Origin of the sequence: Microbacterium sp. MYb45 (assembly GCF_002979655.1) — a bacterium.
Lineage (GTDB): Bacteria > Actinomycetota > Actinomycetes > Actinomycetales > Microbacteriaceae > Microbacterium.
Map to the genome: position 1 here is coordinate 1,193,688 of NZ_PCPG01000001.1, position 22,208 is coordinate 1,215,895.

The 22,208-nt window shown below is 69.5% G+C and carries 20 protein-coding genes; 8 read left to right on the forward strand and 12 right to left on the reverse strand.

The features are described from left to right. Window positions 1-44 precede the first annotated feature (44 nt). Window positions 45-3,452 carry a pyruvate carboxylase gene (locus CQ034_RS05725; RefSeq protein WP_105710203.1) on the reverse strand — a complete coding sequence of 1,136 codons (3,408 nt, stop codon included), beginning with the start codon at window positions 3,450-3,452 and terminating at the stop codon, window positions 45-47. Between the two features lie 93 nt (window positions 3,453-3,545). On the opposite strand from CQ034_RS05725, the gene CQ034_RS05730 reads away from it, so the two are divergent. Next, window positions 3,546-4,358 (forward strand): ParA family protein, encoded by an 813-nt coding sequence (locus tag CQ034_RS05730; protein WP_029261541.1) that lies wholly within the window; start codon window positions 3,546-3,548, stop codon window positions 4,356-4,358. Between the two features lie 75 nt (window positions 4,359-4,433). On the opposite strand, the gene CQ034_RS05735 is transcribed toward CQ034_RS05730, so the two are convergent. From CQ034_RS05735 to CQ034_RS05745, 3 genes are all read right to left on the reverse strand, one after another. Further along, window positions 4,434-4,979, reverse strand: coding sequence for a MerR family transcriptional regulator (locus CQ034_RS05735; protein WP_029261540.1), 546 nt, complete (start codon window positions 4,977-4,979; stop codon window positions 4,434-4,436). A gap of 100 nt (window positions 4,980-5,079) precedes the next feature. Further along, the gene (locus CQ034_RS05740; RefSeq protein WP_105710204.1) at window positions 5,080-5,766 is read right to left on the reverse strand and encodes a MerR family transcriptional regulator; all 687 of its coding nucleotides are present in this window, start codon (window positions 5,764-5,766) and stop codon (window positions 5,080-5,082) included. After that, on the reverse strand, window positions 5,766-6,251 hold the full coding sequence (locus CQ034_RS05745) for an FHA domain-containing protein (protein WP_029261538.1): 486 nt from the start codon (window positions 6,249-6,251) through the stop codon (window positions 5,766-5,768). Before CQ034_RS05745 ends, CQ034_RS05740 begins: the two co-directional genes overlap by 1 nt. Window positions 6,252-6,352: 101 nt before the next feature. Here CQ034_RS05745 and CQ034_RS05750 point away from each other — a divergent pair, with 101 nt between their 5' ends. Together CQ034_RS05750 and lpdA are read left to right on the forward strand one after the other, a co-directional pair. Further along, the gene (locus tag CQ034_RS05750; protein WP_105710205.1) at window positions 6,353-7,003 is read left to right on the forward strand and encodes a copper resistance CopC family protein; all 651 of its coding nucleotides are present in this window, start codon (window positions 6,353-6,355) and stop codon (window positions 7,001-7,003) included. A gap of 9 nt (window positions 7,004-7,012) precedes the next feature. Beyond that, complete coding sequence (gene lpdA, locus CQ034_RS05755; protein ID WP_029261536.1) at window positions 7,013-8,410, forward strand: dihydrolipoyl dehydrogenase; 1,398 nt, start codon at window positions 7,013-7,015, stop codon at window positions 8,408-8,410. Window positions 8,411-8,476: 66 nt separating this feature from the next. Here lpdA and CQ034_RS05760 read toward each other — a convergent pair whose 3' ends face one another. From CQ034_RS05760 to CQ034_RS05785, 6 genes are all read right to left on the reverse strand, one after another. Then, window positions 8,477-9,598, reverse strand: a complete 1,122-nt coding sequence (locus CQ034_RS05760) for an NAD(P)/FAD-dependent oxidoreductase (protein ID WP_105710206.1) — start codon at window positions 9,596-9,598, stop codon at window positions 8,477-8,479. After that, window positions 9,585-10,310, reverse strand: coding sequence for a methyltransferase domain-containing protein (locus tag CQ034_RS05765; protein ID WP_105710207.1), 726 nt, complete (start codon window positions 10,308-10,310; stop codon window positions 9,585-9,587). The genes CQ034_RS05760 and CQ034_RS05765 overlap by 14 nt, the downstream gene beginning before the upstream one ends. After that, window positions 10,307-11,467 (reverse strand): type III polyketide synthase, encoded by a 1,161-nt coding sequence (locus tag CQ034_RS05770; protein WP_181156216.1) that lies wholly within the window; start codon window positions 11,465-11,467, stop codon window positions 10,307-10,309. Before CQ034_RS05770 ends, CQ034_RS05765 begins: the two co-directional genes overlap by 4 nt. 62 nt (window positions 11,468-11,529) lie before the next feature. Beyond that, on the reverse strand, window positions 11,530-12,144 hold the full coding sequence (locus tag CQ034_RS05775; RefSeq protein ID WP_105710209.1) for a CYTH domain-containing protein: 615 nt from the start codon (window positions 12,142-12,144) through the stop codon (window positions 11,530-11,532). Further along, window positions 12,137-12,352 (reverse strand): hypothetical protein, encoded by a 216-nt coding sequence (locus CQ034_RS05780; protein ID WP_029261531.1) that lies wholly within the window; start codon window positions 12,350-12,352, stop codon window positions 12,137-12,139. The genes CQ034_RS05775 and CQ034_RS05780 overlap by 8 nt, the downstream gene beginning before the upstream one ends. Window positions 12,353-12,403: 51 nt before the next feature. Further along, complete coding sequence (locus CQ034_RS05785) at window positions 12,404-12,874, reverse strand: A24 family peptidase (RefSeq protein ID WP_105710210.1); 471 nt, start codon at window positions 12,872-12,874, stop codon at window positions 12,404-12,406. 131 nt (window positions 12,875-13,005) lie between these two features. Here CQ034_RS05785 and CQ034_RS05790 point away from each other — a divergent pair, with 131 nt between their 5' ends. From CQ034_RS05790 to CQ034_RS05800, 3 genes are read left to right on the forward strand one after another with little or no spacing between them, the layout of a single operon-like run. After that, complete coding sequence (locus tag CQ034_RS05790) at window positions 13,006-13,788, forward strand: hypothetical protein (RefSeq protein WP_105710211.1); 783 nt, start codon at window positions 13,006-13,008, stop codon at window positions 13,786-13,788. After that, window positions 13,785-15,323, forward strand: a complete 1,539-nt coding sequence (locus CQ034_RS05795) for a DNA polymerase Y family protein (protein ID WP_105710212.1) — start codon at window positions 13,785-13,787, stop codon at window positions 15,321-15,323. The genes CQ034_RS05790 and CQ034_RS05795 overlap by 4 nt, the downstream gene beginning before the upstream one ends. Further along, window positions 15,323-18,790: an error-prone DNA polymerase gene (locus CQ034_RS05800; RefSeq protein ID WP_105710213.1), complete on the forward strand. Its 3,468-nt coding sequence runs from the start codon at window positions 15,323-15,325 to the stop codon at window positions 18,788-18,790. The genes CQ034_RS05795 and CQ034_RS05800 overlap by 1 nt, the downstream gene beginning before the upstream one ends. A 16-nt stretch (window positions 18,791-18,806) precedes the next feature. Here the strand turns inward: CQ034_RS05800 and CQ034_RS05805 are convergent, their stop codons facing one another. Together CQ034_RS05805 and CQ034_RS05810 are read right to left on the reverse strand one after the other, a co-directional pair. Next, a complete protein-coding gene (locus CQ034_RS05805; RefSeq protein ID WP_105710214.1) occupies window positions 18,807-19,190 on the reverse strand; it encodes a hypothetical protein in 384 nt (127 codons plus the stop codon). A gap of 262 nt (window positions 19,191-19,452) precedes the next feature. Further along, complete coding sequence (locus CQ034_RS05810; protein ID WP_105710215.1) at window positions 19,453-20,037, reverse strand: NADPH-dependent FMN reductase; 585 nt, start codon at window positions 20,035-20,037, stop codon at window positions 19,453-19,455. 164 nt (window positions 20,038-20,201) lie between these two features. Here CQ034_RS05810 and CQ034_RS19820 point away from each other — a divergent pair, with 164 nt between their 5' ends. Both CQ034_RS19820 and CQ034_RS19825 read left to right on the forward strand, forming a co-directional pair. Then, the gene (locus tag CQ034_RS19820; RefSeq protein WP_308737207.1) at window positions 20,202-21,461 is read left to right on the forward strand and encodes a hypothetical protein; all 1,260 of its coding nucleotides are present in this window, start codon (window positions 20,202-20,204) and stop codon (window positions 21,459-21,461) included. Further along, complete coding sequence (locus CQ034_RS19825; RefSeq protein WP_308737209.1) at window positions 21,422-22,192, forward strand: hypothetical protein; 771 nt, start codon at window positions 21,422-21,424, stop codon at window positions 22,190-22,192. The genes CQ034_RS19820 and CQ034_RS19825 overlap by 40 nt, the downstream gene beginning before the upstream one ends. Window positions 22,193-22,208: the final 16 nt, after the last annotated feature.

Genomic DNA, 22,208 nt, shown 5'->3' on the forward strand with positions numbered 1-22,208 from the left:
CCTCGGGTATGCGCACATGGTGCACAGGCCTCGCCCGCACAAGGTTAGTGCGCGGGGCGGATCACGACCAAAAGATCTCCGGCATCCACCTGCTGCGTCTCGGCGATCGCATGGCGCTCGATGACGCCATCGACCGGCGCGGTGATGGCCGCTTCCATCTTCATCGCCTCGATCGACGCGACCGGCTCCCCGGCCCGCACTGCGGCGCCGACTTCGGCCTTCAGAGTCACGACGCCCGAGAACGGAGCCGCGACCTGCCCGGGAACAGAGGTGTCCGCCTTCTCCACCTCGTGCGCGTCGACGACGATCGAGCGATCGCGCACGAACACGGGGCGGAGCTGTCCGTTGAGCGTCGTCATCACGGTCCGCATGCCCTTGTCGTCCGCTTCACCGATCGCTTCGATACCGACGTAGAGCTGCACTCCCCGATCGATCTCGATCATGTGCTCCTGCCCTGCGACCAAGCCGTAGAGGTAGTCGCTGGTGTCGAGCACGGAGAGATCGCCGAAGAGCTCACGGCGCTGCGCGAATTCCGCGGTCGGTCCGGGGAACAGCAGGGTGTTCAGTCGTGTCCGCCGCTCGGCGCTGGTTCCGGCGAGTGCTGCCTCGTCCTCCGAGGTGATCTCCGTGAGACCGAGCCGCACCGAGCGTCCGGCGAGAACCTTCGTCCGGAAGGGCTCCGGCCACCCGCCGGGCAGATCGCCCAGCTCGCCCGCCATGAAGCCGACGACCGAATCCGGCACGTCGTACTTCTCCGGGTTGGCCTCGAAGTCGGCGGGATCCGCCTTCACGGCTGCGAGGTGAAGGGCCAGGTCGCCGACCACCTTGGAGGAGGGAGTCACCTTCGGCACGCGTCCCAGGATCCGATCGGCGGCTGCGTACATGTCCTCGATGAGCTCGAAGTCGTCCGCGAGGCCCAGAGCCTTCGCCTGCTGACGCAGATTCGAGAGCTGACCGCCGGGGATCTCGTGGTGGTAGACGCGCCCCGTCGGCCCCGGAAGCCCGGACTCGAACGGAGCGTACGCCCGACGCACCGCTTCCCAGTAGGGCTCGAGGTCGGACACTCCGTCGAGCGAGATCCCGCTGTCCCGCTCGGTGTGCGCGAGAGCTGCGACGAGCGAAGACAGGGACGGCTGGCTCGTGGTGCCGGACAGAGGTGCCGACGCCGCATCCACGGCATCGACGCCGACGGCGCTAGCTGCGAGGAGCGTGGCCAGCTGACCGCCCGGCGTGTCGTGCGTGTGCAGATGCACCGGGAGGTCGAACCGCTCACGCAGCGCTGCGACGAGCTTCGCCGCGGCCGCCGGGCGCAGCAGGCCCGCCATGTCCTTGATCGCGATGATGTGCGCGCCCGCCTCGACGATCTGGTCGGCGAGGCGCAGGTAGTAGTCGAGCGTGTAGAGGTCTTCTGCGGGGTCGAGCAGATCGCCGGTGTAGCAGAGCGCCACCTCGGCGACAGCCGTGCCCGTCTTGCGGACGGCCTCGATCGCCGGTCGCATCTGCTCCACGTCGTTGAGCGCGTCGAAGATGCGGAAGATGTCGACACCACTGGCAGCCGCCTCCGCGACGAACGCCTCGGTGACCGCCGTCGGGTAGGGCGTGTAGCCGACCGTGTTGCGGCCGCGCAGCAGCATCTGGATCGCGACGTTCGGCAATGCGGCACGCAGCTTGTCGAGCCGCTCCCACGGGTCCTCTCCCAGGAACCGCAGGGCGACGTCGTAGGTCGCGCCGCCCCAGGCCTCGACGGACAGCAGGCCGGGAGTCAGCCGCGCCAGGTAGGGAGCGGCGGCGACGAGGTCCTTCGTGCGGACCCGGGTCGCCAGGAGGGACTGGTGCGCATCCCGGAAGGTGGTGTCGGTGATCGCCAGTGCGGTCTGCTCTCGGAGGCTGCGGGCGAAGCCCTCCGGCCCGAGTTCGAGGAGCCGCTGACGAGAGCCTGCCGGCGGTTCCGCGGTCAGATCGACCGTCGGCAGCTTCGACGAGGGATCGATCACACCCGGGTGGGCGCCGTGCGGCTTGTTGACGGTGACATCGACCAGCCAGTTCAAGTACTTCGTCCCACGGTCCTTCGACACCCGGCCACGCAGAAGCTCGGGCCGCTCGTCGATGAACGAGGTGCTCACATCGCCCGCGATGAATGCGTCGTCTTCCAGCAGCGCCTGCAGGAAGGGGATGTTGGTGGAGACCCCGCGGATGCGGAACTCCGCCAGGGCGCGACGCGCTCGGGCGACGGCGGCGGGGAAGTCGCGACCACGGCAGGTCAGCTTCGCCAGCATGGAGTCGAAGTGCGGGCTGATCTGCGCCCCCTGGTGGACGGTTCCGCCGTCGAGACGGATGCCGGCGCCACCGGGCGAGCGGTAGGTCGTGATCTTCCCGGTGTCGGGGCGGAAGCCCTGCGTCGGGTCCTCCGTCGTGATCCGGCACTGCAGCGCGGCGCCACGCAGATGCAGGTTCTCCTGCTGCAGGCCGAGGTCGGCGAGGGTCTGCCCGGACGCGATGCGCATCTGGCTCTGCACGAGGTCGACGTCGGTCACCTCCTCGGTGACCGTGTGCTCCACCTGGATGCGCGGGTTCATCTCGATGAAGACGACCTCGCCCGTGCGCTCCCCCGCCGTCTCGAGCAGGAACTCGACCGTGCCGGCGTTCTCGTAGCCGATGGACCGCGCGAACGCGACCGCGTACCCGTGCAGCGCGGTGCGGACGCTGTCGTCGAGGTTCGGAGCCGGAGCGATCTCCACGACCTTCTGGTGACGTCGCTGCACCGAGCAGTCGCGCTCGAACAGGTGCACGGTCTCGCCGGTCTTGTCCGCGAGGATCTGCACCTCGATGTGCCGCGGGCGCACGACCGCCTGCTCGAGGAACATCCGGGCGTCTCCGAATGCGCTGGCCGCCTCGCGCATGGCCTCGGCCAGCGCGGGGGCGAGATCACCGAACGTCTCGACACGGCGCATGCCGCGACCGCCGCCGCCGGCGACCGCCTTGGCGAAGAGCGGGAACCCGATGTCCTCCGCCTGGGCGACGAGAGCATCGACGTCGTCGGAGGCTTCCGTGGATCGGAGGACGGGCACGCCCGCCTCGATCGCATGACGCTTCGCCTCGACCTTGTTCCCCGCCATCTCCAGGACTTTGGAGGGCGGACCGATGAACACGATGCCGTTGGCTGCAGCCTTCTCGGCCAGCTCATGGTTCTCCGAGAGGAAGCCGTATCCGGGATAGATCGCATCCGCTCCCGATTCGAGAGCGACGCGGATGATCTCGTCGACGTTGAGGTATGCGCGCACCGGATGGCCGCGCTCCCCGATCTCGTAGGCCTCGTCGGCCTTGAGCCGATGCACCGAGCCGCGGTCCTCATGAGGGAACACCGCGACGGTGCGCGCCCCCACTTCGACTGCTGCACGGAATGCGCGGATCGCGATCTCGCCGCGGTTCGCCACAAGGATCTTCTGGAACATGCACACCTCTGAAAGCTCGATGCGCAGCGTTTTCGATGCGCATGGGGCGGGGCTGAGTGTTCCCTCAGCCTAGGGGAAGGTAACGTGGTGTCCGTGCACGTACTCAGCGTCAGCTCTCTCAAGGGGGGCGTCGGCAAGACGACCGTGACACTCGGGCTGGCCTCAGCGGCTTTCGCCCGAGGCGTCCGGACTCTCGTCGTCGACCTCGACCCGCAGTCCGACGTCTCCACCGGGATGGACATCCAGGTGGCCGGACGACTCAACATCGCCGACGTCCTGGCGAACCCGAAAGAGAAGGTGGTCCGTCAGGCGATCACCTCCAGCGGCTGGGCGAAGGTCCACCCCGGCACCATCGACGTGCTGATCGGGAGCCCTTCTGCGATCAACTTCGACGGCCCGCACCCGAGCGTGCGCGACGTCTGGAAGCTCGAGGAGGCGCTCGCCTCCGTCGAGGCGGACTACGACCTCGTGCTCGTCGACTGCGCGCCCTCGCTGAACGCCCTGACCCGCACCGCCTGGGCCGCGAGCGATCGCGTCATGGTCGTCACCGAGCCCGGTCTCTTCTCCGTCGCCGCAGCCGATCGCGCCCTCCGCGCCATCGAGGAGATCCGTCGCGGTCTCTCTCCCCGGCTGCAGCCTCTCGGCATCGTCGTGAACCGCGTGCGCCCGCAGTCCATCGAGCACCAGTTCCGCATCAAGGAACTGCGCGACATGTTCGGCCCCCTCGTGCTCTCCCCGCAGCTGCCGGAGCGCACTTCGCTGCAGCAGGCGCAGGGTGCCGCCAAGCCGCTGCACATCTGGCCCGGCGATTCCGCCCAGGAACTGGCGGCCGACTTCGATTCACTTCTCGACCGGATCATCCGCACCGGTCGGATCGCCGTGCCCGAGAGCGGTCCACAGAGCTGATCCTCCCCACGCGCACAGCGAAACGGCCATCCTCATCGAGGACGGCCGTTTTCTGTATGTCGGGGAGGCGCGGTGTCAGGCGGAGCGCTTGGTCCGACGGGCGGAGAGCTCGTCGACCGGATCCGGAGCGGTCGCATCGAATGCGACCAGCGTCGACTCCACCTCACGGAGGACCTTGCCGACGGCGATGCCGAAGACGCCCTGGCCGCGGCTCACGAGGTCGATGACCTCGTCGTTCGAGGTGCACAGGTAGACCGACGCACCGTCGCTCATGAGCGTCGTACCGGCGAGGTCGCGGATACCCGCACGTCGCAGCTCGTCGACGGCCGTTCGGATCTGCTGCAGCGAGATGCCCGTGTCGAGCAGGCTCTTCACGAGCTTCAGCACGAGGATGTCGCGGAAGCCGTAGAGACGCTGCGAGCCGGAACCGTTCGCCCCGCGAACGGTGGGTTCCACCAGCTCGGTACGCGCCCAGTAGTCCAGCTGACGGTAGGTGATGCCGGCGGCGCGAGCGGCGACCGCGCCACGGTAGCCGACCTCGTCATCCATGGCCGGAAGACCGTCGGTGAAGAGGAGTTCGGGTACGAACCGCGGGTCTCCTGCGAGCTCATCCGCATTCATCTGAAATCCTCCCTGGAACGGTTATCTTCCACGGTAGAGCAGTGCCTGGGCACCGGCAATCACATCCGCGGGACCGCGAAGGTGTGTCGCAACCAGTTCGTTACGAAAGCACTCGTGACAGTGCGTCCCTGACGAAGAGCGAGCGCACTTCGTCGATCTTCGTCGCCAGTTCGGGCGCGAGTTCGCTGGCCTTGGCGCGAGACGGTGCGTCCGTCCGACGCAGCAGCGCGGACATCGCCGATTCGATGAGCGCGACCTCGCGCTCCGCCCCCTGACGCAGGGAACGCAGGTGCCGCGGCTCGATGCCGTGGCGGTCGAGGGCGACGAGGCCGCGCAGCAGCGTGACCGTCGTCTCCTGGTAGCTCTCCTGCGCGATGATGACGCCGGTGCTGATCGCATCGTTGAGCAGCTGCGGGCCCGCACCGGCTGCGGCCAGCAGCTCGTCGCGACGGTATCTGCGCGGCGCCGGCATGATCGAGGGCGGCGGAGCGAGCGGTGTCGCCTCCCCACCCGCATCGACGTCGTCGAGCTGCTCGCGGATCACGCTCAACGGAAGATAGTGGTCGCGCTGCAGGGTGAGGCCGAGCCGCAGCCTCTCGATGTCCGACGCGGAGAACTTGCGGTAGCCGGACTCGGTTCGAGAAGGACTGACGATGCCCTGCACCTCGAGGAAGCGCAGTTTGCTGGAGGTGAGGTCGGGGAACTCCGGTGTGAGCCGAGCGAGGACCTGGCCGATGCTCAGCAAGCCCGCGGACGCGGAACGTTCGCGGGCGGGAGTAGCCGCCATCAGTCGTTCGCCGCCGCGCGATCGCGAGGGGAGGCGAAGAAGTTCAGGCGGAACTTGCCGACACGCAGTTCTGAGCCGTCCACGAGCGGGCTGCGGTCGACGCGCTCCCCGTTGACGTACGTTCCGTTGAGCGAGCGCTGATCGATGATCTCGAACGTCGACCCGGTGCGGGTGATCTCGGCATGACGACGGGACACGGTCACGTCGTCGAAGAAGATGTCGGCCTCCGGGTGACGGCCGACCGTGGTCACATCGGTGTCGAGGAGGTAGCGCGCACCGGCGAGGGCGCCGGAACGGACCAGCAGCAACGCCGATCCTGCGGGGAGGGCGCTGATCGCGCTCTGCTCCACATCGGTGAGTTCCACCCCGAACGGCACGAATGACAGGTCGGAATCGTGCCCGAACGTCTGCGTCACGTCATGTCTCTGCTCACCGGAACGGTGGATCGCGGCTTCTCCGGCCGGTCGGCTGTCGCTGTCAGTCACTGTGCCCTCCTTGGTTGTCCAGACTAACGGATGCCGAGGCCCTCGCGGGAGGCCGCTTTCGCACTCAGCCACCACATACCGGTGTTTCCTAGGGTGGAGCCGTGAAGACCAAAGCCCTGCGGCGCCCGGCGACCCCGATCGCCCTCGCCGCCACCCTGCTCGCTGCGTTCCTCGTTCTCCTCTCGCCGCTCTCGGCCTCCGCGCACGACGCGCTCGTGTCGTCGTCTCCGGCCGCGGACGAGTCCGTCGAGACCGTGCCTTCGGCGCTGACCCTCACCTTCAGCGCGAAGCTCATCGACGGCGACGGCGCGACCGAGGTCGTCGTCACCGGCCCCGACGGTTCCTCGATCACCGACGGCGCCGCGACGGTCGACGGCGCGATCGTCACCCAGCCGCTGCAGGGCTCGGGCCCGGCCGGCGAGTACCACGTCATCTGGAAGGTCGTCTCGAGCGACGGTCATCCCACCTCCGGCGAGTACTCCTTCACCGTGACCGTCGGCGACGACGCGGCTCCGACAGAGGAACCCACTGCCGCCCCCACGTCCGCGGCACCGACGGCCGAGCAGACTGCCGCCCCCGAGGCGACCACGACGCCGGCGGCGGATTCCGGTGACGCCGAAGGTGGGTCCCCGTGGATCTGGGTACTCGTGATCGTCGCGGTGCTGGTCGTCGCCGGCGTGGTCACGTGGATCGTCGTGAGCCGCCGTCGTGGCGGTTCCGCGACCGGTTCCGACGCCCCCGTAGAGCGATAGGCTTAAGGCATGCCACATTACGACGTCGTCATCCTTGGTGCAGGTCCTGGCGGATACGTCGCTGCGGTTCGCAGCGCGCAGCTCGGTCTGTCCACCGCCATCATCGAGGAGAAGTACTGGGGCGGTGTCTGCCTCAACGTCGGCTGCATCCCGTCCAAGGCGCTCCTGAAGAACGCGGAGCTCGCGCACACACTGAATCACAAGGCTGATTTCTTCGGAATCTCCGGCGAGTTCACGATCGACTACGGCAAGGCGTTCGACCGCAGCCGCGTGGTCGCCGATGGCCGCGTCAAGGGCATCCACTTCCTGATGAAGAAGAACAAGGTGACCGAGTACGACGGTCGCGGCACCTTCACGGGCCCCAAGGCCATCTCGGTCGCCAAGGCCGACGGCTCGACTGAAGAGGTCACCTTCGACAACGTGATCATCGCGACCGGCTCCAAGGTGCGCCTGCTGCCCGGTGTGACGCTCAGCGAGAACGTCGTCACGTACGAAGAGCAGATCATGAGCCGTGAGCTGCCCGAATCGATCGTCATCGTCGGCGCCGGCGCCATCGGCATGGAGTTCGCCTACGTGATGACGAACTACGGCGTGAAGGTCACGATCATCGAGTTCCTCGACCGCGCGCTCCCCAACGAGGACGCCGACGTGTCGAAGGAGATCGCGAAGCAGTACAAGAACTACGGCGTCGACATCCTCACCTCCACCAAGGTGGAGTCGGTCGTCGACAACGGCTCGTCCGTCACCGTCACCTACACCGCCAAGGACGGGCAGCAGTCGTCGATCGAGGCCGGCAAGGTCCTCATGTCGGTCGGATTCGCCCCGAACATCGAGGGCTTCGGCCTCGAGGCCACGGGTGTGAAGCTGACCGAGCGCGGCGCGATCGACATCGACGACCACATGCGCACCAACGTCGAGGGCATCTACGCCATCGGCGACGTGACCGCCAAGCTGCAGCTCGCCCACGTGGCCGAGGCACAGGGCGTCGTCGCGGCCGAGACCATCGGCGGCGCGGAGACGCAGACACTGGGCGACTACCGCATGATGCCGCGCGCGACGTTCTGCTCCCCGCAGGTGGCCTCGTTCGGCCTCACCGAGCAGCAGGCCAAGGACGAGGGGCGCGAGATCAAGGTCGCCACCTTCCCGTTCATGGCGAACGGCAAGGCGCACGGTCTGGGCGAGCCGGTCGGCTTCGTCAAGCTGATCGCCGACGCCGAGCACCTCGAGCTCATCGGCGCCCACATGATCGGCCCGGATGTCTCCGAGCTCCTGCCCGAGCTGACGCTGGCCCAGAAGTGGGACCTCACGGCCCTGGAGCTGGCCCGCAACGTGCACACGCACCCGACGCTGTCGGAGGCGCTGCAGGAGGGCTTCCACGGGCTCGCCGGCCACATGATCAACTTCTGATCCACCCCCTCGAAGGCCCGGTCCCGCGCACTGCGGACCGGGCCTTCGTGCGTCAGAGGCCGTACGTCAGAGACCGCGCATAGTGAGGAGTCCGGCCGTCCATCCTCGCGCCGGCGGCGAGCCGAGTGCGCGCATCAGGAGCTCCCTGCTGCGGACCACGGGCATCGGCGCCGGAGCACCCATCGACATGTAGAACGCCGAGCGCCGCTGTGCGCGCGACGCAGAGCGCAGGACGTGCCACTCGAACCTCGCCAGCTCCGGCATCCGATGCGGCAGCGACCGCGCGAGCTCGGATGCGAGGCGTCGGGCATCCACCCACCCCAGGTTCATCCCCTGCCCGCCGATGGGACTGATCTCGTGCGCGGCGTCTCCGAGGAGCACGACCCGACCCCTGGTCAGCCGTGTCGCCCGGTGCTGTGCGGCGACGAAGGAAGTCGGCTCCGCGTCGGGCGGGAGCGGGATGGCGATCCCGGTGCGCGCCTCGATCACGGCGCGAAAGGCCTCGGGGTCACGCAGATCCCCGTCGGACCCTTCACGTACGACCCAGCGCCGCACTCCACCGGGAAGCGGGAAGGACTCGACGAGACCGGCGGGTTCGCAGTGCAGGACGGCATGCTCACCCGGTGAGGCGTCTGCGACGTCGAGCATCGAGTACGACGCGCGTCCCGGACGACGGCCCCAGCCGAGATCGAGATCATCGCGCAGACGGCTGCGCACCCCGTCCGCCCCCACGACGATCGACGCCGTGAACGTCCGCGGTCCCGCCCCACTCTGCGTCAAGACCTGAACAGCATCGGCGGTCCCCCGCACACTCTGCACCGTGCATCCGGAGATCAGCGCATCCGGAGAGAGTGCCTGCAGCCGGGCTCGGAGCAGCGCACTCGTCCGCGGCTGCGGGAGGATCAGGACGGGGCGATCCGGCGCGAAGGTCAGCGTGGCCAGGGCCCTGCGGCGGCTGCGCACCTCTCCGCCTTCGAGCCGCAGCGCTTCCGACCGGACGTCCGTGCCGATTCCGACCGCATCGAGAGCGTCCAGCCCCGGCCGATGGATGCCGATCGCCCTGGTCCGATCGTCGGCATCCGTGCGCCGCTCGCAGACCACCACCCGCAATCCGTCCTGCAGCAGCAGGCAGGCCAGGAGCAGACCGACCGGCCCTGCTCCCACGATCAGCACGTCATGATCGGGCACTGCCCTCCTCCCACCGCAGCTCCAGTCGCGAGGGCAGTCCCCCGCGGACGGTCCACCCGGTCGGAGCGATCGCCGTCAGCTCGGCGACCGTGTACGAGCGTCGGATGCTGATGAGACCGTCTTCGCGGATGAACGAGTCGGCGAGGAGGGTGCGCGAGATCGGCCAGGTCGCCGCGGCGAACAGCACGTGAGCGGTCCGGCTCCGGGCGATGTCGTGGTGGGACACCAGCCCGTTCGGCGCGACGAGTCTCAGCGAGTCGCTGAGCACCGTCTGGAGCTCGCCCTCATCCAGATGGTGCAGCACGTGGTTGGACAGCACGACGTCGTAGGTGTCGCCCGCGTCGACCAGCTCGGTGGTCAGCGCCCGTCGATAGCGGATGCCGGCGCCGCGGTCGTGCGCCGAGGCCCACCGGATCGCCCGCTCATCGGCATCGAGTGCGGTGATCTCGGCGTCGAACCCGTCGTGACGCAGCCGCCCCGCGAGCAGGCGGCAGAGGTCTCCGCCGCCGGCGCCGACATCGAGGATGCGCAGCCGCCCCGCACGCTCCGCACGCGGGAGGATATCGCGGCGATAGAGGGTGCCAGGACGCGAGACCAGCGCGTTCACGAAGCCGAAGCGTCCGTAGGTCCGCGCCAACATTCGCGCATCGGCGTGCGGATCGTCCATCAGCTCACGGGTCTCGACGTCCCTGACCGCCAGTGCTGGACTCATGAGGCCGAGGGGGCGACGACGGTGAGCAGCGCGCTCTCGGCGGTCAGCCCCGGCCCGAAGGCCATCGCGGCGACACGCTCGCCCGCAGCCGCGCCCTCCTCCTCCAGGATGCGCTTGAGGACGAAGAGCACCGTGGCGCTGGACATGTTGCCGTTCTCGCGCAGCACTTCGCGGGCGGGGTGCAGCTGCGCATCGCTGAGATGCATCCGCTCCTGCACCCGGTCCAGGATGCTGCGGCCCCCGGGGTGGATCGCCCAGTGCTCGACCTTCTCCCCCACCCGCCCCGCCTCGAAAGCTTCGGCCATCTCCGCATCAGCGGAGTACAGCGGCCGGAGCGCGCCGATGATGGTCTCCCCGATGATCTGCGGGACGGCGGTGGAGAGGATCATCTCGAATCCGGTGTCGCCGATCGTCCAGGCCATGTCCTTCTCGCCCTCCGGGGCGATGGCCGTGTGGAACCGGTCCAACCGCAGGGCGGGTGATGTCGACGGAAGGTCGCGGGCCGTGACGATGCCGGCCGCCGCACCGTCGGCGAACAGCGAGGAGGCGACGATCGTGTCCGGGTTCTCCGAGGAGCGCAGATGCAGGGTGCACAGCTCGACGCTGACGACCAGGACGACCGCGTTCTCGTCGGCGATGCAGAACTGACTCGCCGCCCGCAGCGCCGGCATCGACGCGTAGCAGCCCATGAACCCGAGGTGGAAGCGCTGCACCGCATCGGACAGCCCGAGAGCGCGCACGATCTCGTATTCCGGTCCGGGAGCGTGGAACCCGGTGCAGGACACCGTGATGACGTGCGTCACATCCTCCGGGCCGATCTCGGGATCGGCGTCGAGGGCCCGCCGCGCGACGTCGACGAAGAGCCGGGCGGCCTCCCGGGTGTAGATGTCGTTGCGCGCCTTCGTGCCCGGAGCCAGCAGCTCGCCGGAACGCCGGTCGAAGAAGACGGGATCGGCCACGTCGGAGTCGAGCGACAACTCGTCGATCACGGTGTGGCGCCGGTCGATGCCCGAGACGTTGAACGACGTCGTGACGATCCGCTGCGCCAATCGTCCGAGGTCGGGCTGCTGGGCGAAGACGTCGCGCACCTGCTCCTGGACGAGGACGGTGTCGGGGACGATCGTCTGCAGCGATCGGAGCACAGGCGGTCGACTCATGCTGTCACTCAAGCACGCGGTGTCGTCCCGGGAAAGGGGTTGCGTTCGGCTCGGCCGTCTGACTAGAAGCCGAGGGCGCGGGCGAGCTTGGAACCGGATGCCGATTCCCGGCCTCCCGCGGCCAGGACGGCGCGCTCCACCGCAGCGAAGAAGGCGGTGCGCGCCTCGTCGTCTGCCGGGGCCGCGGGACCGAGTTCCATCTCCCACTCGCGCCATTCGCGCTGCACGTCGCTGCGGAGATCCGTCGCCTGCACCCGGTCGTCGACGAACTCGGCCACGACTCCCGCGGGACCGGTGAGCAGGTAGGCGGTGCGATCGTTCCGGATGCGGGCGAGCGGGGTGAGCGGTGCGGTCGTCCAGGCGGACACGGTGTCGGCGACGGCCGCGGGGAGCTCGTCATCCTCACCGAGCGGCCACCCGAGTTCGAGCCGACCGTCGCCCTGCCGCGGTCCCTTCACGTGCCAGCCCTCGTCCGGACCGCCGGTGCGACGACGCAGCGCCACTCCCGCGCGGGCGAGTTCACCGTCTGCCGTGTCGAAGTACTGGGCGTCGAGCGCCCGGGCCTCCCCGGCGGTGACGGCGTCGACCCCGGGGATCGCTTCCCAGACCGGCAGCGGGGTCTCGCCGTCGACGTCGTATTTGCGCTCGACCTCGACCGTGCGGGACGGTTCAGTCATCGTCGTTGAGAGTGAGATCCTCGAGAGACTCTTCGAACCAGTAGTCGACCTCGGTCGGCCCATCGTTCGGGCCGGTGTTGTGCGGTTCGCTACGGCGGTTGTACACCACCTGCGTCTCGCTGTAGGGGACGATCAGCTTGTCGTCCGCGTCGCCGAGGGGGATGATCTGCCCGTCCAGCGGGCCGCCGTGAAGCCGTGCAAGTGCCATGTGCTTCAGGGTAGCCCCGACATTGGACTATCCGTGCGAGGCCCGGCGGATTCAGCCGAGGACGATGCCGAGGAACGCGCCGATGATCATCCACGGTCCGAAGGCGATGCGGGTGGCCCCGTGTGCTCGGCGCAAGAGGATGAGCACGAGCGCGTAGAGCGCCCCGAGCACGAACGCCGAGGCGGCTCCGATCGCGAGCGACTGCCAGCCGTGCCAGCCGAGCACGAACCCGATGACCGCGGCGAGCTTCACATCGCCGCCACCCATCCCCGCACGGCTGATCCCCCGCAGCACGGCGTAGAAGCCACCCAGGATCACCATGCCGAGGAGGGCGCGCAGGAACGCGGTGCTCTGCCCCGTGACCAGGGCGTCGCCGGCACCGAGCACGATCAGGGCGGCGAGCGTCGGCAGCACGATGCGATTCGGGAGGCGGTGCGTGCGCGCATCGATCACGATCAGCCATCCACCGACGCCCGCCAGCATCACGTGCACGAGCGAGAGGAGTGCGAGCCGGGGGTCCATACGCGCAGGTTAGGAGATCTGCAGGCCCGGCACCGACGCCCTGTGGAGAACTCCGCCGATGTCCGATGTACGAACTATCGTCATCCACAGGACTTGGTATATTAGAATATATCTTCGAGAAAGGATGCAGGGTGATCGGTCTCGATGCGCTGGCCTCCCTCTCGCCGGCGAGCGACTCCCGCGCGGGAGAAGTGCTGCGACTGCGCCGCGAGATCAGCCGGATGCAACGGCGGCGCAGCGAGCATACGCTGCTCCCCCTCGACCCCGCCTTCTCCGCGCTCCTCCCCGAGGAGGGACTGCAGACCGGCACCTCCTACACCGTCTCCCCCTCGCCGAGCCTCGTGCTCGCACTGCTCAGCGCCGCATCGCAGAAGGGGCACTGGTGCGCCGTCGTCGGCATGCCGACACTCGGCGTCGAAGCGGCGGCCGCATTCGGCATCGATCTCGCCCGTCTGATCCTCGTCCCCGACCCGAGAGAGCGCTGGCTCGCGGCGACCTCCGCGCTGGCCGAGGTCGTACCCCTGATCGTCGTGCACCCCGCCACACGGGCGCGGGATGCCGATGTCTCCCGTCTGAGCGCACGCCTGCGCGATCGCGGATGCACGCTCCTGGTCACCGAGACGCCCGGCACCGGACGGTGGCCGCAGAGCGAGGGGACGATACGCCTGCAGGACCCGCACTGGCACGGCCTCGGCGCCGGCTGGGGCCTGCTCTCCGACTGCACGGTGACCGTGACCGCGCAGACCCGGCACACCTCTCGCCCGTCGAGCGTGCAGGTGCGGCTGCCGGGAGGACACGGCGCCGTCGAGACCGTCGGGGCCGAGCTCACCGCGCTGCCCGCGCTCCCGCCCGAGCTCGTCGGCCAGGACGATTCCGCACGGCCCGAACTCCTGCGATGGGCGGAAGCCGGATGAACAGCCCGCTCCGCGTGCTCGTGCTGTGGTTCCCCGACTGGCCCCTGCGGGCCGCGCTCGGCAGTCCGCCTCCGCACCCGCCCACCGCCCTGGTGCAGGCGAACACGATCGTCGCCTGCACCGCCTCCGCCCGCGAGCACGGCGTGCGCACCGGTCAGCGCCGCCGCGTCGCACAGGGCCATCTCTCCTCGCTGCGCGTGCTCCCCCACGACCCCGACCGCGACGAGCGTGCCTTCCTCCCCGTGCTGCACCTCATCGAGAAGCATGCGCCCGGGGTGACGCTGCTGCGACCGGGACTCGCGATCGTCCGCGCCCGGGGCATCTCCCGCTATCACGGCGGGGAGGCGGAGGCGGCCGAGGCGCTCACCACCGTCCTCGCGGAGGCCGGTCTCCCCGAGGTGCGCATCGGCGTCGCGGACGGCCCGTTCACCGCCGAGATCGCCGCGCGGGGCCCCACCCCCTGCACGGTCGTGCCACCCGGTGGATCCCGGGAGTTCCTGGCGCCCTTCCCCGTGCAGGTGCTGCGCGACGAGCAGATCGCCGGTCTCCTCGTCCGACTCGGGGTGCGCACCCTCGGCGAGTTCACCGCGCTCACCCCGCTCGACGTGCGCGACCGCTTCGGTGAACACGGCGCACGTCTGCACGCTCTCGCCGCCGGCGCCGACTCCCGCCCGCTGACGCCGCGTCCGCCCGACCCCGAGCTCGTTCGGGACATCGAGTTCGACTCGCCGCTGGCCGGAGCGGATCAGGTCGCCTTCGCGGTGCGGCAGACGGCGGATGCGGTCATGCTCGCACTCGGCGACGCCGCGGTCGTGTGCACGGAGGTGCGGATCGATCTCACCGATGACAACGGCGTGGTCTTCTCCCGGTCCTGGCTGCATCCGACGTGCTTCGACGCCTCCGACCTCGTCGACCGGGTGCGCTGGCAGCTGGAGGCACTGGCCGCGCAGTCGGCGAAGCAGCCGGTCGATGAGGCACGGGCGTTCGGCGGCATCATGGCGGTGCGCATCGTCCCCGCCGCCGTGGACGACGCCGCCCATCACCAGCCGGGGCTCTTCGGATCCGGCACCGATGAGCGCCTGCACCATGCGGTCTCCCGCGTGCAGACCATGCTGGGTCATCAGGGTGTCGTCACCGCCGCGGTCGCCGGCGGCCGCTGGCTCGCCGATCGGCAGGTGTTGACGCCCTGGGGCGAGCGTACGGTCCCCCCGCGCGACCCGGAATCGCCCTGGCCGGGGAGCCTGCCCGATCCGCTCCCGGCAGAGGTGTTCCGCCCGCCGCGTCCGATCGGAGTGCTGTCCGCGGACGAGACCACGATCACCGTCGACGAGCGCGGGGCGCTCTCGAGCGATCCCGCCCGCATCGACGGGGCGACCGTGCAGGCGTGGGCCGGCCCCTGGCCCATCCACGAGCGCCGCTGGGCGTCCGGCGGCGGCAAGCGCGGGCACCGACTGCAGATCGTCGACGACCGCGACCGCGCCTGGCTGGTCTTCCACACCGGCGAGCGCTGGTGGGCCGAGGGGAGGTATCGCTGATGGGCTGGCACAACCCGCCCCTCTCCTGGAAAGACCTGGAGCGCACCCTCAGCGGCGACGAGTCGCCCCCGGCCCCTCCCGGCGCCGAGCCCCGCGGCCAGCGGACGGACCCAGGACCGGTGAGCCGACGCCGCAAGCGCACTCCGCCCACCGCCAGCGCACGCCCCGAGGATGCGGTCCCCTATGCCGAGCTGCACGCCCATTCCTCGTACTCGTTCCTCGACGGCGCCTCCTCCCCCGAGGACCTCCTCGCCGAGGCGGACCGCCTCGGTCTGACCGCCCTCGCCCTCACCGACCACGACGGCTTCTACGGCGCGGCCCGCTTCGCCGAGGTCGCCGACCTCATGGAGAGTCCGCTGCAGACCGTGTTCGGAGCCGAGTTGTCTCTCGACCTGCCCGCACCGCAACGAGGCTCCGCCGATCCCGCCGGCGAACACCTGCTGGTCCTCGCCCGCGGGATGGAGGGCTACCACCGGCTCTCGGGCGCGATCTCCGCCGCACAGCTGCGCGGTGGAGAGAAAGGGCGTCCGGTGTACGACCTCGATGACCTCGCCGCGCGCGCGGGCGGGCACTGGACGATCCTGACCGGATGCCGCAAGGGTGCGGTGCGCCGTGGGCTCGAGGCCGGAGACGCGGCCGCTCCGCTGCGCTCCCTCGTCGACCTGTTCGGAGCCGACAACGTCGCCGTCGAGCTCTTCGACCACGGCGACCCCCTGGACACCCGCCGTAACGACGCCCTCGCCGATCACGCCCGTCGGATGCGGCTGCCGGTGGTCGCGACCAACAACGTGCACTACGCCACCCCCGCACAGGCACCGCTCGCCGAGGCGGTGGCCGCGGTCCGCGCGGTGCGCAGCATGGATGAGCTCGACGGCTGGCTGCCCGCGCACGGCGGCGCGCATCTGCGCAGCGGAGCCGAGATGTCGGCCCGCTTCCAGCGCTACCCCGGCGCGATCTCGTACGGGCTCGAGCTGGCCGCGGCATCCGCCTTCCCCCTGCGTCTCGCACGACCGGCGCTCCCCCAGCAGCAGGTACCGGAGGGGCACACGCCGATGAGCTGGCTGCGCCACCTGGTCTGGGAGGCCGTGCCGTCGAAGTACCCCCGGCTGGACGACGCCGGCCACCGTCGCATCGAACGCGAGCTGGACGTGATCGAGGAGAAGGACTTCCCCGGATACTTCCTGATCGTGCACGGCATCGTCGCGGAGGCGCGCAGACGCGGCATCCTCTGCCAGGGCCGGGGGTCGGCCGCGGCGAGCGCGGTCTGCTACCTGCTGGGGATCACCGCGGTCGACCCGATCCTCTACCGCCTGCCCTTCGAGCGATTCCTCGCGACCACGCGGACGGAGGAGCCGGACATCGACGTGGACTTCGACTCCGACCGCCGTGAGGAGATCATCCAGTGGGTGTACCGGGAGTACGGGAGGGAGCGGGCCGCCCAGGTGGCGAACATCATCCAGTACCGTCCGAAGAACGCGGTGCGCGACATGGCGAGAGCGCTCGGCCATTCCCCCGGGCAGCAGGACGCCTGGTCACGTCAGGTGGACGGCTGGGGTGTGGGGCTCGAACCCGTCGAGGGTCATGACATCCCGGAGAACGTGCTCGCCTACGCGGGTGAGCTGCTGAAGGCACCCCGCCACCTCGGCATCCACTCCGGCGGGATGGTGCTCACCGCACGCCCGGTCGGCGAGGTCGTGCCGGTGGAGCATGCCCGCATGGAGAACCGCACCGTCATCCAGTGGGACAAGGACGACTCCGCCTTCATGGGCCTGGTGAAGTTCGACCTGCTGGGCCTCGGGATGCTCGCCGCCCTCCAGCACTGTTTCGACCTGATCCGCGAGAACACCGGCGAGGAGTGGACGCTGGAGAGCATTCCCAAAGAGGAGGCGGGGGTGTACGACATGCTCTGCCGCGCGGATTCGATCGGGGTCTTCCAGGTGGAGTCCCGTGCGCAGATCGGCCTGCTCCCCCGCCTGCAACCCCGCTGCTTCTACGACCTCGCCATCCAGATCGCGCTCATCCGGCCCGGTCCCATCCAGGGTGGGGCCGTGCACCCCTTCGTACGGCGCAAGATGGCGAAGGATCGTGTCGACGAGGAGAACCGGGGGCGCCTGGCACGGGGCGAGGAGCCCGTGGACTTCACGATCCCCTACCCGCACAGCGACCTGGAGGACATCCTCAAACGCACGCTGGGCATCCCGATCTTCCAGGAGCAGCTCATCCAGATGGCGACGGCCATCGGCGACTGCACGGCCGACGAAGCCGACCTGCTCCGCCGGGCCATGGGATCGAAACGCGGCCTGGAGAAGATCGAGAAGGTCAGGGACAAGCTGTACGCCGGCATGGCCAGGCGCGGCCTCGTCGATGAGGCGGCCGATCGCATCTACGCCCAGATCCAGGCGTTCTCCAACTTCGGCTTCGCGGAGTCGCATTCACTGTCGTTCGCTCTGCTCGTCTACGCCAGCTCCTGGCTGAAGCTGCACTACCCCGCCGCCTTCCTCGCCGGCCTGCTGCGCTCGCAGCCGATGGGCTTCTACTCGGCGTCGACCCTCACCGCGGATGCCCGACGGCACGGGGTGGAAGTGCGTCGTCCCGATCTGCACGTCTCGGGAGCGACGGAGATGCTGGAGCCTCTCGACGAGGGCGCGTCCATGCACGGGCCGACGGGGCGGGAGGACTGCCTCGACGATCCGCAACCGCCCACCCTCCGCTTCGACAGGGGGGCTCCAGACGAGTCCGCGACGCATCGGCGGGACGGTGGATCCGCGGTGCGACTGGGGCTCAGCGGCATCCGCGGGATCGGCGTGCCGATGGCGGAGAAGATCGTCGCCGAGCGTGAGGCGCATGGACGCTACCGGGACCTTCACGATCTGGTTCGCCGGACGGATGCCACCGCCACGCAGCTGGAGGCGCTCGCCACCGCCGGCGCTTTCGACTGCCTGGGGCTGGAGCGCCGAGAGGCCATCTGGCTCGCCGGCGCCGCGGCGGACGACCGCTCCCGCTTCCTTCCGGGGACCACTGTCGCCGTGCAGCCGCCCCTGTTCGCGGATCAGACCAGCTACGAGCGGCTCTCGGCGGACCTCTGGGCGACCGGAGTGTCGACCGACGACCATCCGATGGCGCACTTCCGGGAGGCGCTGCGCACCCGCGGGGTGCTCACCGCCGCCGATCTGCAGGGCCACGAGGTCGGTCGCCGTATCGAGGTCGCCGGCCTCGTGACCCATCGCCAGCGGCCGGCGACGGCGTCCGGGATCACCTTCGTCAACCTCGAGGACGAGAGCGGCCTGGTGAACATCGTCTGCTCGGCCGGGGTCTGGAACCGTTACCGCCGTGTCGCCAGGGAATCACCGGCGCTCATCATCCGCGGCATCCTGGAGCGGTCGGCCGAGGGCGTGGTCAACGTGCTCGCCGACGGTTTCGAGGATATGCGCACCGGCCTCACGCATCGGTCTCGGGACTTCCGTTGAGGGCGACCGCCCCGCATCACCAGAAGCGCTCGGGCTCCTCCACCGGGGGACGATCCGCGCCACCCCATCGGTCGGCTTCGGCCTTCGCCGCATCGGCGGCCGCGTCGGCGCCGCGCAGCGCGATCTTGGCTCCGGTCGCTCCGGGGCCGATGGGATCGACCAGCAGAGTGGTGCGCGCCCCGATCCCGCCGATGGTCACCGTGCACTCCAGCACCCGGCCGATCCATCGCGAGAAGTCGCCGCCCGGCTCCTCCGTGCGGCGGTAGCGGATGCCCGTGTCGAGGTCGACGAGAGCGAGGACGACGGGTCCATCGGTGAGCGGATCGACCTGCTCCGTCACCTCGACCCGGTGGCCGTGGGTGATGGCGACCTGAGCGGGGAGCACGAGCATTCTGTCCATGGGTCCACCCTAGGCATCGCCGCCGGGAAGACAACAGGCGACCGGAATCGCAACATTCGTAAATTTCTTTGTCCCCCAAATGGCGGACAAGCCGATTAAGCGGTACTCTGCTCAGGTAGCGGGGGCTACAGGCTGAGATCTGGGGAGATCAGCCGAGAGCGCAGCGAGAACTTCGCCGCCTCCCCAACCGTCCGGGAAGGACGGTCAGCCCTCTCGGCGGTACCGTCTGGGGCGGATCGTTCGGGAGGGCATACCCCGCCGACTAGCCCTGATCCCCGACGTGGCCCGGTGCGGTGAGCGACAGCACCCGCTCGACGAAGGCGGCGTACTCGTTCATGTAATGCTGGAGGAACTCCCGCGTGCCGGCATCCTTCACCTCGCCATCCGGACCGAAGGCCTCGGGATCGAACGTGATGTACGCCTCCGGGGCGTTCAGCTGCGGGGCGTTGAGGAAGCTCAGGACGCTGCGCATCGACGACTGCATGACGGCCGTACCGATGGCACCCGTGGATGCTCCGATGATGCCGGTGGGCTTGCGGGCGAAGGAGTTGTGGCCCCAGGGGCGGGAGCCCCAGTCGATCGCGTTCTTCAGCGCACCGGGGATGGAGCGGTTGTACTCGGGCGACACCAGCAGCAGCCCCTCGGAGCTCTCGATGGCGCGTTTGAACTCCGTCACCGCGGCTACCGGATCGAGCTCATCGTCGCGGTTGTAGAGCGGGAGGTCCCGGATCGGGATCTCGAAGAGTTCCAGGCTGGGCGGCGCGAGCCCCACGAGCGCTTTCGCGAGGATCCGGTTGATCGAGTCCTGCGCGAGACTTCCGATGAGATAGCCGATGCGATGCGTCATGGTGTGCTCCGCAGGGAGGGCAGTCGGTCGAATGCGTCAGCGTGGTCCCCGCGTCCTTCCATTTCCAGGATATCTCCGGGATGGGGGCTTGCCGCAAGGCCCCCTCCATGCGGCAGAATCGACCCTCGCTCGTGCGATCCGGCCCTCGCGCGTGAAGGAGACCCATGCCCTTCTATCCCTTCCACCTGCCCGAGAATCTGAGTGCGAAAGCCACCCCCGCCCTTCTCGATGCCGACCGCGAGCACCTCCGACGGATCGTCGACACCCTGGAGGAGCAGCGCAGCGAAGTCACCAGACGCCTCGCCGAGGTACGCCGCCAGCGTGCGGGATTCGGCGACAGCGCCGTGGACCGCGACCTGGAGATCCGACGCCTGAGCGGGCGACTCCGGATCCTGCAGCGGTTCGGCATCGACATCTGCCTGGGCAGGATGACGCCGGCAGAAGGCGAACCGATCTACATCGGCCGCACGGGGCTGGCTGCGGCCGACGGCACCCGTCTGCTCGTCGACTGGCGGACCCCGGCGGCCGAACCGTACTTCGCCGCGACCATGGAGGATCCGCGCGGCATCGTCTCGCGCCGGCGATACCGCTGGACGGACGGTCGCATCAGTGACTACTGGGACGAGGCGCTCACGCCCGCCGGGTTCGACGGCGCAGCGTCTCTCGACGATCAGTCCGCATTCATCGCCAGCCTCGGCACGCATCGCACATCACGGATGCGAGACGTGCTCGCGACGATCCAGGCCGACCAGGACGCGATCATCCGCACGCCCTCCCCCGGCGCGCTCGTCGTGGACGGCGGTCCCGGGACAGGGAAGACCGTCGTCGCTCTGCACCGGGCCGCGCAGCTGCTGTACGCGGAGCCGCGCCTGACCCAGAGCGCCGGGGGCATGCTGCTCGTCGGGCCGAACGCGCACTATCTCGCATACGTGGAAGATGTGCTGCCGAGTCTCGGCGAGGACACGGTGCGACTGTGCACCCTGCGTGACCTGGTGCCCGAAGGCGTGACAGCCGGCGAGGAGCCGGATGCGCGCGTGGCTGCGCTGAAGGCCTCCCTCTCCCCCGACCTGATGCTCGATGCCGCGGCGCGGTCTTTCGAGCGTCCGCCGCAGCATGCCATGCGCCTGGAGTCTCCCTGGGCCGACCTCTGGCTGGGCCGTCAGGAGTGGGTCGAGGTGTTCGCCGCCGCCGACCCCGCCGCGTCGCACAACGAGGCGCGCGACGAGGTGTGGGAGGAGATCCTGGAACTCCTGGTCGATCAGGTCGACGACGACGAGGTGCCGCCGCATGTGATCCGGCGCTGGCTGCGTCAGGACGACGACCTCACCGGGACGTTCGTGCGCGCCTGGCCGCTGCTGTCCCCGACCTCCGTGGTGGGGCGGATGTGGAATCCGTGCGCGAGGAGCACCGCCGTCAGGCCGTGATCGCCTCGGCGCAGGAGCAGATCTCCCACGTCGTCGACCACCTGATCGAAGATGACGACAGCGAGATGAAGGTGATGTCGATCCTGCGCGGGCAGGACGCACGGAACGTGCTGCTCGGCGTCGACGCCCCTCCGGCGCTCACTCCCGACGAGCTGGCCGGCCCCTTCGGCCACATCGTCGTCGACGAAGCGCAGGAGCTGACGGATGCGGAATGGCGGATGCTCGTCGCCCGCTGCCCCTCGCGCAGCTTCACGGTCGTCGGCGACCGCGCGCAGGCGCGGCAGGGCTTCACCGAGACCTGGGAGCAGAGGCTCACCCGTATCGGCCTCCACGACGTGCGGATCACCCACCTCGGAGTGAACTACCGGACCCCCGCGGAGGTGATGGCGACGGCGGCCCCCCTCGTGCTGGCGGCGATCCCGGACGCGAACGTGCCGACGTCGGTGCGAGAGAGCGGCGTTCCGGTGCGCTTCGGCGAAGCCTCATCACTGCCGGCGGTGCTGGACACCTGGCTCGACGCCCATCCCGACGGCGTGGCGTGCGTCATCGGCGACCCCGGCTTCGCACCGACGGAAAGGGTGCGCTCGCTGACCCCCGAGGGCGCCAAGGGGCTCGAGTTCGACCTGGTCGCCCTCGTGCGGCCGGAGCAGTTCGGTGACGATGTGACCGGCGCCGTCGACCGCTACGTCGCCATGACCAGGACCACTCGAGAGCTGGTCATCCTGCGGTGAGCGGCCGGACCGACGC